The 12,694-nt window shown below is 65.8% G+C and carries 12 protein-coding genes; 4 read left to right on the top strand and 8 right to left on the bottom strand.

The window, feature by feature from the left end; all coding sequences use genetic code 11:
- On the bottom strand, positions 1-672 hold a 672-nt coding region (locus ACOJSJ_RS02725; RefSeq protein WP_420143454.1), incomplete at its 3' end, for a porin.
- The gene (locus ACOJSJ_RS02720) at positions 669-866 is read right to left on the bottom strand and encodes a hypothetical protein (protein WP_420143453.1); all 198 of its coding nucleotides are present in this window, start codon (positions 864-866) and stop codon (positions 669-671) included. The genes ACOJSJ_RS02725 and ACOJSJ_RS02720, both read right to left, overlap by 4 nt.
- Here ACOJSJ_RS02720 and ACOJSJ_RS02715 point away from each other — a divergent pair.
- The gene (locus tag ACOJSJ_RS02715) at positions 859-2,352 is read left to right on the top strand and encodes an ABC transporter substrate-binding protein (RefSeq protein WP_420143452.1); all 1,494 of its coding nucleotides are present in this window, start codon (positions 859-861) and stop codon (positions 2,350-2,352) included. The genes ACOJSJ_RS02720 and ACOJSJ_RS02715 overlap by 8 nt on opposite strands.
- Positions 2,353-2,442: 90 nt before the next feature.
- Positions 2,443-2,865 carry a DUF4112 domain-containing protein gene (locus ACOJSJ_RS02710; RefSeq protein WP_420143451.1) on the top strand — a complete coding sequence of 141 codons (423 nt, stop codon included), beginning with the start codon at positions 2,443-2,445 and terminating at the stop codon, positions 2,863-2,865.
- A 127-nt stretch (positions 2,866-2,992) separates the two neighbouring features.
- Here ACOJSJ_RS02710 and ACOJSJ_RS02705 read toward each other — a convergent pair whose 3' ends face one another.
- The 5 genes from ACOJSJ_RS02705 to ACOJSJ_RS02685 are packed head-to-tail and all read right to left on the bottom strand — an operon-like array spanning position 2,993 to position 7,162.
- Entirely contained in the window at positions 2,993-3,700 is a 708-nt protein-coding gene (locus ACOJSJ_RS02705; RefSeq protein WP_420143450.1) for a ribonuclease T2 family protein, read from the bottom strand.
- A complete protein-coding gene (gene nadC, locus ACOJSJ_RS02700) occupies positions 3,693-4,544 on the bottom strand; it encodes a carboxylating nicotinate-nucleotide diphosphorylase (protein WP_420143449.1) in 852 nt (283 codons plus the stop codon). Before nadC ends, ACOJSJ_RS02705 begins: the two co-directional genes overlap by 8 nt.
- Position 4,545: 1 nt before the next feature.
- Positions 4,546-5,535, bottom strand: a complete 990-nt coding sequence (nadA, locus tag ACOJSJ_RS02695) for a quinolinate synthase NadA (protein WP_420143448.1) — start codon at positions 5,533-5,535, stop codon at positions 4,546-4,548.
- Between the two features lie 32 nt (positions 5,536-5,567).
- Positions 5,568-6,299, bottom strand: coding sequence for a DUF4230 domain-containing protein (locus tag ACOJSJ_RS02690; protein ID WP_420143447.1), 732 nt, complete (start codon positions 6,297-6,299; stop codon positions 5,568-5,570).
- On the bottom strand, positions 6,284-7,162 hold the full coding sequence (locus tag ACOJSJ_RS02685) for an MBL fold metallo-hydrolase (RefSeq protein WP_420143446.1): 879 nt from the start codon (positions 7,160-7,162) through the stop codon (positions 6,284-6,286). Before ACOJSJ_RS02685 ends, ACOJSJ_RS02690 begins: the two co-directional genes overlap by 16 nt.
- Positions 7,163-7,437: 275 nt before the next feature.
- Here ACOJSJ_RS02685 and ACOJSJ_RS02680 point away from each other — a divergent pair, with 275 nt between their 5' ends.
- Positions 7,438-9,246: a DUF885 domain-containing protein gene (locus ACOJSJ_RS02680; protein WP_420143445.1), complete on the top strand. Its 1,809-nt coding sequence runs from the start codon at positions 7,438-7,440 to the stop codon at positions 9,244-9,246.
- 400 nt (positions 9,247-9,646) lie between these two features.
- Here the strand turns inward: ACOJSJ_RS02680 and ACOJSJ_RS02675 are convergent, their stop codons facing one another.
- Entirely contained in the window at positions 9,647-11,245 is a 1,599-nt protein-coding gene (locus tag ACOJSJ_RS02675; RefSeq protein ID WP_420143444.1) for an isocitrate lyase, read from the bottom strand.
- Positions 11,246-11,389: 144 nt separating this feature from the next.
- Between ACOJSJ_RS02675 and ACOJSJ_RS02670 the strand changes: the two genes are divergently transcribed.
- Positions 11,390-12,694, top strand: a 1,305-nt coding sequence (locus ACOJSJ_RS02670; protein WP_420143443.1) for a helix-turn-helix domain-containing protein, incomplete at its 3' end; no start/stop codon positions are given.

Below are 12,694 nucleotides of genomic sequence, written 5' to 3'. Positions count from 1 at the left end.
TTTCGACTGACCAAAGCGCAGGCGCAGGCTCTTGTCCCGGTCGATGAAGACGTCGGCATAGGCGTCGCGCAGCTGGGCGAAGCCTTCGCGCCGTTCGGTGCCCGCCTGATTGTTCACGGCCGTCGCGAAGTCCGATTGCAGATAGAGCGACACGCGATCGGACACATCGCCCTGAAGCACCAGTCGCGCCCGGCGCAGCGAAAAGCCGCCGCGATCGGAAATGGAGCTGTCATGGACGGAGCGCAGCCGCGACATGCCCGACGGCGCGCTGTCGTCCCCCGACAGGAAGGCGTTGTAGCGCAGCTGGGTATAGCCGCGCAGCATCAACTTTTCATACCAGGCCCTGGATTTGGGCGCGGAGGCGGTGGCGGGTGCAGGCGGCGTGGTTGCCGCCGCAAGAGCCGGAGCGGCGGGCGTACCGGGTGGCGAGGGTGGCGCCGCGGGGGTCGAGGCCATGCCGGACGGCGGGACCGGGGTGGAGGCGGAGGCCGTGCCAGAAGCAGATGCCGTCGCCTGATTGGCGGCCAGCGCGGCGGTCAAGGCCTGTACCTGCGCCTTCAGCGCATCGATCTGGCGTTGCAGGTCTTCGTTGCTTTGCGCCTGCGCCGCCTGAGGCGTCAGGGCGATGGCGCTGGCCGCCAGCAGCGCAGACCTGATTTTTGCAACCGTCACTCTTGGCCTCCGATCCGAATGCGGCAGACGGCTATGTCATTTCGATGACGTTCGAATGACGTTTGTTTTTCACTTTTATGACATTGCCCCAAAGCCGCCCGGCCGGTGACGAAGCGCGCCGTTTCCGCCATGGATCGCCGTCGACGGTTCCAGCCGCCATCGGAATGGTCTAAGCCCGTTTCCAGCATGATCATCGCCGCCGTCCTTGCCCGCATCTGTCGCCGCGTCATCCTGACCGCCGGGGCCGGACTGCCCCTGTTGACTGGCGGATGTTCGGACGAGCGGCGCGATCCCGTCATCGTCAGCGTAGTGGGCGATCGAAACGACTTCGCGAAACCGCTGATCGCCCTGCCCGATCCGGGCGCGAAGCTGTTTCTGGAGGCGACGGCGCAGGGGCTGGTCGCGTTCGATGCGCGCGGCGACATCCTGCCCGCGCTGGCGCAGCGCTGGATCGTGGAGGATGACGGGCGCAGCTATATTTTCCGCCTGCGCCGCGCGTTCTGGGCCAATGGCGCGCGGGTGACCGCGCCCGACGTCGCCCGCATGCTGATGGCGCGGATCGAATCGCTGCGGCGGCTGGACCCGGACGGGCCGCTGGATGCGGTGCAGGCGGTGGTGCCGATGACCGGCGAAGTCATCGAAATCCGCATGGCCGCGCCGCGCCCCTATGTGTTGCAGATGCTGGCCCAGCCGCAAATGGCGATCCTGTCGCGCGAAGGGGGCACCGGCCCCTATCGTCGCAGCGGACGGGGCAATGCACTGATCCTGACGCCCATCGACCGGTCGTCGGGCGACGATGCGGCGGACGAGCCGCTGCCCCCGTGGCAGTTGCGGGTGCTGCGCGCCGAACGCGCCGCCATGGCCATCATCCGGTTCCGGCAGGGCGACGCCGATCTGGTGCTGGGCGGGCGCTTCACCGACCTGCCGCTGCTGGTGCCCGCCGGAGTGGACCGCAATGCCGTGCGGGTCGATCCGGTGCGCGGGCTGCTGGGGCTGGCGGTGACGGGCAGCGGCACATTGCTGGACGATCCCGCCATCCGCGCCGCCATCAACATGAGCATCGACCGCAGCCGCCTGCCCGAAATCTTTCCGCTGGGCGGATGGGCGACCAGCGAACGCATCATGCCAGAAGCGCTGGACCTGGGCCGGGCGCCGACCGACCCCGCATGGGCGGCCATGCCGCTGGACCAGCGACGCCAGCAGGCCAGCGCCAGCATCACCCGCTGGCGCGCCGACAATGGCGACATCAGACCGCTGCGCATCGCCCTGCCCAAGGGACCGGGCGCGACATTGCTGTTCGGCATGGTGCGGCAGGATCTGGCCGCCGTCGGCATGCCGGTAGCGCGCGTCGCCATCGACGAGGATGCGGACCTGAGGCTGGTGGACGAAGTCGCCGCCTATGACAGCGCGCTATGGTTTCTGGGCCGCATCGGATGCGCGCGCAAGGTCCATTGCGACGATGCCGCCGACGCACAGCTACAGGCCGCCAGCCTGGCCAGCACGGCTGCGGAGCGCGCCGCGCGGGTGGCGGAGGCAGAGGCGCTGATGATGGCGCATAATGGCTATATCCCGCTGGGCGCGCCGGTCCGATGGTCGCTGGCGTCGAAGCGGCTGACCGGTTTTTCCCTTTCGCCCCGCGCACGCCACCCATTGAACCATCTGTTCCGCGCCACCAATTAGCATTTCGATCGTTGAACGCAGGAAGGCAGGCCGTTTCTGCGCGTGGCGAGCATAAGGCCCCGCCATGACGGGGTTAGGAGTGTATCGGAAATGGCGATTCCGCAGGATCAGTTCGACCGCATCGTGCGCGACATGCCGGGCTTTGGCCGCGACCCCGCATCGATCCGCCGCCGCGTGGAGGCGATGGAGCAGGTGCTGGAGGGGCTGTTCGTCATCCCCGGCATCAATCGCCGCGTGGGGCTGGACAGCATCGTCGGTTTGATCCCGGTGGTGGGCGACATCGCCACCGCCGCCATGGGCGCGTGGATCGTGTGGGAAGCCCGCAATCTGGGCATGTCGAAATGGCAGCTGACCCGCATGTCCGCCAATGTCGGCGTGGACATGGTGGTGGGGGCCATCCCGTTCGCGGGCGACCTGTTCGATTTCCTCTACAAGTCCAACACCAAGAATCTGCGCATCATCCGCAAGCATCTGGACCGCCATCACCCATCGACCGTGACGATCGACGGATAAGGCGCCGGATGAAGGGCGAAAGGTGATGCCGCCGGTCGAGAACCTCCGGCGGCGCGCAGCATGTCGGAAAGCGAACGGCGCATGATCCGTTTTTATCGGACCATGCCCTGATTCAGCGCAGCCGGTATCAGCCGCGCGGTTCGATGCGCAGTTGCGCCCGGTCCTTCACCCCGCCCTGCTGCGGCGGGCAGGCGATGTAGCGATATTTGCGGTCCATGCAGATCCACACTTCGCTGAGCGACCCGTCGCGGGTGACGTTGAGGCGGATGCCGTCGGCCACCATCCCCTTGTTTTCCGCCGCGAAAGCCTGCGCGAAATCGCGGGCCGACAGGGTCGGGCGCGCAGCCAGCGCCGCCATGTCGGGATAGCGCACCGCCTGATACAGCTTGCGCGACAGAGCGAAGAATTTCGTCGGATTGGTCGGCATGCAGGTGCCATGCTTCACCCATTCATGCTGGATCAGCTGGACCGAGGGGGTGGAGCAGAGATGGTCGCGGATCACCTTGCGCGGCAGGACGCCGGCGGGCTTGCAATATTGCGGCCATAACTTGCCATAGCCGTCGGGCCACAGGCCATGCAGGGTGAAACCGAAATCATTGTCCGACCGGCACTGAAATGCGTCGCGGTCGCCGCCGCGCGACGTCTTGCAATATTGCGGGGTCCAACTGACCGCCAGCGTATAATAGCCGATGGGCAGGACGCGCTTTGGTTCATCCGCGTCTGGCCCCTCGACCGTCGGCCGGACGATGATTTCGGGCAGGCGGCACTGGTTCGCCTGCGCCATGGCGATGCCGGGCGTGGCGAGGGCGAGAAGCGGCAAGACCAGCTTATACATGGGCGAAATCCAGTCCGATGTCAGCGGCGGGGGCGGATTGGGTCAGGCGACCCACGCTGATATAGGTGACGCCGGTGTCGGCCTTTGCGCGGATCGTGTCCAGCGTGACGCCGCCCGACGCTTCGGTCGGCACGCGCCCGCCGACCAGCGTGACGGCCCCGCGCAACGTGGGCGCATCCATATTGTCGAGCAGCAGATGGGTGGCCCCCGCGGCCAGCGCGGGTTCGATCTGGTCGATCCGGTCAACCTCCACGATGATGCTGGCGACGCCCGCATCGACGGCGCGGCGCACCGCTTCATCGACCGATCCGGCGACGGCGACATGATTGTCCTTGATCATCGCCGCGTCCCACAGGCCCATGCGGTGATTGGTCGCGCCGCCCATGCGGGTCGCATATTTTTCAAGCACACGCAGGCCCGGAATCGTCTTGCGCGTGTCCAGAAGGGTCGCGCCCGTGCCCATGATCGCATCGACATAGGCGCGCGTCATCGTGGCGATGCCGGTCAGATGCTGCACCGTGTTGAGCGCGGACCGTTCCGCCGTCAGCATGGCGCGCGCCCGGCCCCGGATGCGCATGATGTCGGTGCCCGCCGCGACCCGAGCACCATCCTGATGCAGCAGGTCGATCTGCACATCGGGATCGAGCGCGCGGAAGAAGGCGACGGCGATGCCCAGCCCGGCCAGCGTCACATCGTCCCGGCTGTCCATCACCCCGTCGAACAGCGCGTCGGCGGGGATCACCGCTTCGCTGGTGACGTCGCGGCCATCGGGGCCAAGATCCTCCGCCAGCGTGGCGGCGACGAAGGCGTCAAGGTCGAAGCCGGGAAGGGAGAAGGCGCTCATTTCAGGGCCGCGCGCCCACATCGCCCTGCCCCACCGTGCCGCTCGCCATTTCGAGCATCCGGTCGAGGCTCTTCTTCGCCGCGACGCGCAGCGTTTCGTCCATTTCGATGCGGGGGCTGAGGTCGCGCAGCGACAGGTACAGCTTTTCCATCGTGTTGAGCGCCATATAGGGGCAGACATTGCAGTTGCAGTTGCCGTCCGCGCCCGGCGCGCCGATGAAATTCTTGTGCGGCACCGCCTTCTGCATCTGGTGGATGATATGCGGTTCGGTCGCCACGATCAGCGTGTCGCCCGGCATGGTCTTGGCGAAATCGAGGATGCCGCTGGTCGACCCGACATAATCGGCATGATCGACGATATAGGGCGGGCATTCGGGATGCGCGGCGATCGGCGCTTGCGGGTGCACGGCCTTGAGTTTGAGCAATTCGGTTTCGCTGAACGCTTCATGCACGATGCACACGCCCGGCCACAGCAGCATGTCCCGGCCCAGCTTGCGCTTGAGGTAGCCGCCCAGATGCTTGTCGGGACCGAAGATGATCTTCTGATCCTTCGGGATCTGCGCCAGTATCTTTTCGGCGGACGACGATGTCACGATGATGTCGGACAGCGCCTTCACCTCGGCCGAACAGTTGATGTAGCTCAATGCAATATGATCGGGATGGGCTTCGCGGAACGCCATGAACTCGGCGGGCGTGCAGCTGTCTTCCAGACTACACCCTGCGTCCATGGCCGGCAGCACCACGATCTTTTCGGGCGACAGGATCTTGGCCGTTTCCGCCATGAAGCGCACGCCGCAAAAGGCGATGACGTCGGCGTCCGTTTCCGCCGCCTTGCGCGACAGTTCCAGGCTGTCGCCGACAAAGTCCGACAGATCCTGAATTTCGGGCGACTGATAATAATGGCCGAGGATAACGGCATTGCGTTCCTTGCGCAGCCGGTCGATTTCAGCACGCAGGTCGCTGCCCTGCGGAATGGCGGTAAAAGCGTTCATACCCTGTGACTCCATCGGTCTTACCGGCCGCCCTAGCGGGCCTGTCTCCGGTTGGCCAGCACATCATTTATGGGGGTGGTGACGTCCCACCGTTCGCGGTCGTCATCGCGGCGTTCGGGCGGGAAGGTGACGATCACCCGCGCGTCGCCAAAACCCATGGCGCCCAGCGGCGCGCCCATGATCCGGGCGATGGCGGTGCGGCCATATTCGCGCGCCTGCGCCATGCGTTCGGGGGATCGGGACGATGCCTGCGCCCGCGCCTGCGCGTGCAGCGACGCCTTGCGGCTGAGCTCCTCCCCCGCTTCCCGCGTGACGAACAGGCCGCCGGTGCGCACCAGCGTGCGGCGCGCTTCATCGACATTGGGGGTGTCGGGCTTCACATCGGGGGCGTTGACGATCAGCGTGCGGCTTTTTTCATCCCATTCCAGATCGCGCGCGGCCAGCCCCGACAGGTCGACGAAATAATCGACCATATAGGGCATTTTCACCACCTGATCGGATTTCAGCCAGCCGAAACCGCGCACATCCTGCGCCGTCGCCTGCACCGTGCCGTTGAGGCGGGATACGCGCAGCGCGCTGGCCCCGGAAATTTTTTCCGCGATGATGCGGGTGACGGCCGATCCGTCATCCTCCGTCGTGACGACATAGTCGCGATTATAGCGTTGCCACCCAACCATCATCGCGCCGCCCACGCCAAGGATCAGCAGCGCGGCGCCGACCGGCCCGGCATAGCGCCGCCATGGGCGTTTCAGCGCATCTGCCATCGCCCGTCCCCTGTCGGCGCGGCAAGGCCCCGGCCGTTAAGATCGATCAAATGCGCCAGCACCGACCGCCCGGCCGCCCCGTACAGGCGCGGATCGACGCCCTTGTACATGTCGGCCACCATATCGGGGATGGCGCTGTCGCCGTTGCGTTCCAGAAATCGCAATATCTGCCCCTCACGCTGTTTGCGGTGGCCCATCATGCCGCGCACCAGCCGCTGCGGATTTTCCACCGGATCGCCATGGGCAGGGTAGTAGATGCGGTCGTCCCGTTCCAGCAGGCGCTGCATCGAGCGCATATAGGCGGTCATGTCGCCATCGGGCGGCGAAATCACGCTGGTCGACCAGCCCATGACATGATCGCCGGTGAACAGGATATTTTCCTCCAGCAGCGCGAAGCAAAGATGGTTGGAGGTATGGCCCGGCGTCGCTACGGCCTCCAGCGTCCAGCCCGGCCCTTCGATCCGGTCGCCATCGGCCATCACCCGGTCGGGGCGATAATGTGCGTCGAAGGCCGCATCGGCGCGCGGCCCGTCATCGTCCAGCGTCAGCGGCGCGCAGCCGATAATCGGCGCGCCGGTCAGGTCGCTCAGCGGGCGTGCGGCGGGGCTGTGGTCGCGATGGGTGTGGGTGCAGGCGATCGCCACCACCGGCCGACCGTCGATGGCCGCGATCAGCGCGGCGATATGATCGGCATCGTCCGGCCCCGGATCGATCACCGCGATGGCCCGGTCGCCCACCATGTAGGTCTGCGTTCCGGTGAAGGTGAAGGGCGACGGGTTGGGCGCCAATATCCGCGCCACAAGGGGGGACAGCGGCATCAGCAGGCCGGTCGGCAGGTCGGCCGGATCGAAAGGCGGTGGCATATACCCCATGTGCCCATTTACCGGCGGATTTCAAGGGACGGGCGCGCCGCCATGGCGGTTCGCGGGCGTCGGCGGATATGGCGCGCGCCAACGCCCGACCGCCAATCCCGCCATGTCGGCGCTTGGAACCATGCGCCCCGAACCTTCCGGCCCGCCCCTCGGCCCCGCCCCCTGGCCAAGCCCCCTAGTCAAGTCCCTGTAACCGCGCCACAAGGGCGCGTCGCGGGCGGCGCCCCCCTTGCCGTCCTTCAATCCCATAATGGAGTCCCCCTGTCGTGAACCGACGCCAATTCCTCGCCACCAGCGGCGCCACGGCCCTTGCCGCCGCCACGCCCGATGTCTTTGCCCAGACCGGCAGCGCCGACCCGCGTTTCCGCGCGATGCTGGACGATTTCTTTTACGGGCGGCTGGCGGAATCGCCCGAAAGCGCGACGCGCCTTGGCCTCGACACCGGCGCGCGCGCGGCGTTGCGCGGTAAGCTGAGCGACACCAGCGCGGCGGGCGCGGCCAGAGACCTTGCCCGTACCAAGGCGCAGGCCAAGCAGCTGGCCAGCGTCGATCGGGCGAAACTCAGCCCGGCAAGCCAGCTCGACTATGATGTCGTCGCCTATCAGCTGGACCGCGCCGTGGGCGGGGAACGCTTTGGCTATGGCGAAACGGCGGGCCGTTATGCGCCCTATATTCTGAGCCAGCTGACCGGCAGCTATCGCGAAGTGCCCGATTTCCTCGATTCGCAGCATCAGGTGAAGGATGCGGCGGATGCCGACGCCTATCTGTCGCGACTGGAGGCCTTCCCCGCCGCGCTGGACGGCGAAACCGCGCGGCAGACAGCGGACGCGGCCAAGGGCGTGTTCGCGCCCGACTATATCCTCGACACCACGATGAAGATGCAGGCGGCGCTGCGCGATCAGCCCGCCGCGCAGACGGTGCTGGTCACGTCCTTCGTCAAGAAGCTGGCCGCCGCGGGCCTGCCGCCCGAACGCGCCGCACAGGCCGAAAAGATCGTGGCGGAAAAGATTTTCCCCGCCGTCGATCGTCAGCGCGCGCTGGTGCAGCAGCTGCGGGCAAAGGCCAGCCATGATGCGGGCTGCTGGCGCCTGCCCGACGGCGAAGCCTTCTACGCCGCCGCCGCCGAAGCCGCGACCACGACCCGGCTGACGGGCGATGAAATCCACCAGCTGGGTCTGGATCAGGTGGCCGACATTTCCGCCCGTATCGACGCCATCCTGAAGGGTCAGGGGATGAGTCAGGGCAGCGTGGGCGACCGTCTGGTCGAACTCAACAAGCGCCCGGACCAGCTGTACCCCAATACCGATCCGGGTCGCGAGGCGCTGCTGGCGCAGCTGAACGACCAGATCATCGCCATGCAGAAGCGGCTGCACGAAAGTTTCAACACCGTGCCCAAGGCGCCGGTGGAGGTCCGCCGCGTGCCGGTGACCATTCAGGCAGGCGCGCCGGGCGGCTATTATCAGAACGCATCGCTCGACGGGTCACGCCCGGCCATCTACTTCATCAACCTGCGCGACACGTTCGACCGGCCGAAATTCGGCCTTGCGACGCTCAGCTATCATGAAGCGGTGCCGGGGCATCATCTGCAGGTATCGGTCGCGCTGGAATCCGACAGCATCCCGATGATCCGCCGTCGCGGTTTCTACAGCGGCTATTCGGAAGGCTGGGCGCTCTATTCGGAACAGCTGGCCGATGAGATGGGCATGTATGAAGGCGATCCGCTGGGTCAGGTCGGCTATCTGCAATCGCTGCTGTTCCGCGCCACCCGTCTGGTGGTGGACAGCGGCATGCATGCCAAGCGGTGGAGCCGGGAAAAGGCGACCGATTATCTGATCGCCACCACGGGCATCGCGCGCGGCCGCAGCCAGGGCGAAATCGATCGCTACACCGTCTGGCCGGGTCAGGCGTGCAGCTACAAGATCGGCCACACCGTGTGGACGCAGCTGCGCGACGAGGTGAAGAAGAAGCAGGGTGCCGGGTTCGACATCAAGCAGTTCCACGACGTGCTGATGCTGGGCGCGATGCCGCTCGACATCCTGAAGCAGACGGTGCGGCAGCGGGCGGGGATTGCCTGAGTCTCCCTGAAGAACCCGTTCGTGCCGAGTAGGAGCTGAGCGAAGGCAAAGACCCGTATCGAAGCATGGTCCCATCCCCATCCTTCGATACGCCCCTTCGACTTCGCTCAGGGACTATTCAGGGCGAACGGAGCGGGATGACCGAGCATAAAAAACGACCCGGCGGTGCGCCCGCCGGGTCGTCCAGTGCCTTCCACCCAAAAACGCAAGGGGAGTGTCGAAGTCCCCGCGCCCTGGCTGTTCTCACGGCTCCCGCCGCGAAACGCTGTCATCGATCACCTCCCCGACGGCATCGGGTCACCGCCGGGGAGGTGGAGCGGCCGTGCGGTCTGCACGCCGCGCGGCCTTTGCGTCCTCATCCCGGCAAAAGCGGGATGGGGATATTGGTCTTCAGGCCGTATCAGGCCGCGAACTGATTCATCGTGTTGTGGACGCCGCCGGCCTTGAGCGCGGCTTCACCGGCGAAATAATCCTTGTGATCGTCGCCAATGTCGCTGCCCGACATGTTCTGATGCTTCACGCAGGCGATGCCCTGACGGATTTCCTTGCGCTGCACCCCTTCGACATAGCCCAGCATCCCGGCGTCGCCGAAATATTCCTTCGCGAGGTTATCGGTGCTCAGCGCCGCCGTATGATAGGTCGGCAGGGTGATGAGGTGGTGGAAGATACCGGCCCGCGCCGCCGCATCCTTCTGGAAGGTGCGGATCTTCTCATCGGCCTCGACGCCCAGTTCCGTGCCGTCATAGTCCGCGCTCATCAGACGCGCCCGGTCATAGCCGCTGACGTCCCGGCCCTCCTGCGCCCATGCGTCGAACACCTGCTGGCGGAAATTCAGCGTCCAGTTGAAGCTGGGCGAATTATTGTAGACCAGCTTGGCGTTGGGAATGACTTCGCGGATGCGGTCGACCATCGATGCGATCTGTTCGATGTGCGGCTTTTCGGTTTCGATCCACAGCAGGTCCGCGCCATTTTGCAGGCTGGTGATGCAGTCGAGGACGCAGCGGTCAGGCCCCGTCCCTTCGCGGAACTGGTAGAGGTTCGACGGCAGACGCTTCGGGCGCAGCAGCTTGCCACCGCGATTGATGATGACGTCGCCATTCGCCTGCGCGATGTCGCTGATCTCCTCGCAATCGAGGAAGCTGTTATACTGGTCGCCAATGTCGCCCGGCTCCTTCGAATAGGCGATCTGCTTGGTGAGGCCCGCGCCCAGCGAATCGGTGCGCGTGACGATGACGCCATCGTCCACCCCCAGTTCGAGGAAGGCGTAGCGGCAGGCGCGGACCTTCGCCAGGAAATCCTCATGCGGCACGGTGACCTTGCCGTCCTGATGCCCGCACTGTTTTTCGTCGCTGACCTGATTTTCGATCTGGAGCGCGCAGGCGCCCGCCTCGATCATCTTCTTCGCCAGCAGATAGGTCGCCTCCGCATTGCCGAAGCCCGCGTCGATGTCCGCGATGATCGGCACGACATGGGTTTCATAATTGTCGATGGCGTGGGTCAGGCGCTGGGCCTCGACCGCGTTGCCGGTTTCGCGCGCCTTGTCGAGGTCACGGAACATCATCCCCAGTTCGCGGGCGTCGGCCTGCTTCAGGAAGGTGTAAAGTTCCTCGATCAGGGCGGGAACGCTGGTCTTTTCATGCATCGACTGGTCGGGCAGCGGGCCGAAATCGCTGCGCAGCGCCGCGATCATCCAGCCGGACAGATAGAGATATTTCTGGCGGGTCGTGCCGAAATGCTTCTTGATGGCGATCAGCTTCTGCTGACCGATGAAACCATGCCAGCAGCCCAGCGACTGGGTGTAGTTGGCCGGGTCCAGATCATAGGCGGCCATGTCGCGGCGCATGATGCCCGCCGTATATTTCGCGATGTCGAGCCCCGTGTTGAAACGGTTCTGAAGCTTCATGCGGGCGACGGATTCGGCGTTGATGCCGTCCCATGTGCCGGGGTGGCTGCCGATGAGGCTTTGCGCCTGCGCGATGCTGTCCTGATAGGTCGTCATGGCCTTGTCCTTCGTGGTCGGGATGAGCGGATGCGCCCATGCCTAGGCCCGGCTTTTGCAGTGCGGCAGTCCTCCTGAAGTTCAGTTGTCGATCTTTACAAAAATCTGCTGTAAAGTTGTAAAGCCTGCACAGGAGTCGATGACATGGCCAAGGATCGTCCCGTCTATATGGGGCCGCGCCTGCGGCGGCTACGCCGCGACCTGGGCCTGACGCAGGCGGACATGGCCGCCGATCTCGACATTTCGGCATCCTATGTCGCGTTGCTGGAACGCAATCAGCGGCCGCTGACCGCCGACATGCTGCTGCGCCTTGCCCGCACCTATAAACTCGACATGGCGGAGGTCGCGGGGGATGGCGGCGCGGAACAGACCGCGCGGTTGCAGGCGGTGCTGAAAGACCCGATGTTCGCGGACATCGACCTGCCCGCGCTCGCCACCGGCGACGTCGCGGTCAATTATCCCGGCATTACCGAAGCGCTGCTGCGCCTCTATACCAGCTATCGCGAGGAGCATCTGGCGCTGGCGGATCGCGGCGCGTCGCCCGAACCGACAGAGGATGTCGCCGATCCGGTCGCCGAATCGCGCCGCTTCCTTGCCGCGCGGCGCAACAGCTTTCCCCTGCTGGACGATGCGGCGGAAAAACTGGCGGCGGAGGTGGAGGGCGAAGGCGGCCTGATCCCATGGCTGAAGGCCCGGCACAATCTGCGCGTGCGCCGCCTGCCGTCCGACGTCATGGCAGGATCGATGCGGCGGCTGGATCGGCATCGTGACGCGGTATTGCTGGACGACACGATGGACAGCGCCAGTTCGCAATTTCAGCTGGCGCTCCAGATCGCCTATCTGGACATGCGCAAGGCGTTCGACGCGGTCCTGAAGGATGGGCAGTTCGCCGGGGAAAGCGGCCGTCGCCTCGCCCGCCGTGCGCTGGCCAGCTATGGCGCGGCGGCGATTTTGATGCCCTATACCGCCTTTGCCAAGGCGGTGGAGGCGCGCCGTTACGATGTGGAGGCGCTGGCCCGGCAGTTCGGCACCAGTTTCGAACAGACCGCCCACCGCCTGACCACCCTGCAAAAACCGGGGCAGGAACGGGTGCCCTTCTTCTTCCTGCGGGTCGACCCGGCGGGCAATGTGTCGAAACGGCTGGACGGCGCGGGCTTTCCCTTTGCGCGCCACGGCGGTTCCTGCCCGCTTTGGTCGGTGCACCGCGTGTTCGAAACCCCGCGCGAGGTGGTGACGCAATGGCTGGAACTGCCCGATGGCCAGCGTTTCTTTTCCATCGCCCGCACCGTGACCGCGGGCGGCGGCGGATGGGGCGCGGCGAAGGTGGAGCGCGCCATCGCCTTGTGCTGCGCGGGCGAGCATGCGCATCGGCTGATCTATACGCAGGGCATGCCCGCGCCGGAGCCGACGCCGATCGGCGTCACATGCCGCCTGTGCCACCGCGCCCAG

This window comes from Sphingobium sp. (assembly GCF_048594625.1).
In the GTDB taxonomy this organism is placed as follows: domain Bacteria; phylum Pseudomonadota; class Alphaproteobacteria; order Sphingomonadales; family Sphingomonadaceae; genus Sphingobium.
The sequence above is the reverse complement of the archived record's forward strand: the minus strand, read 5'-3'. Positions and strand labels throughout refer to the sequence as shown.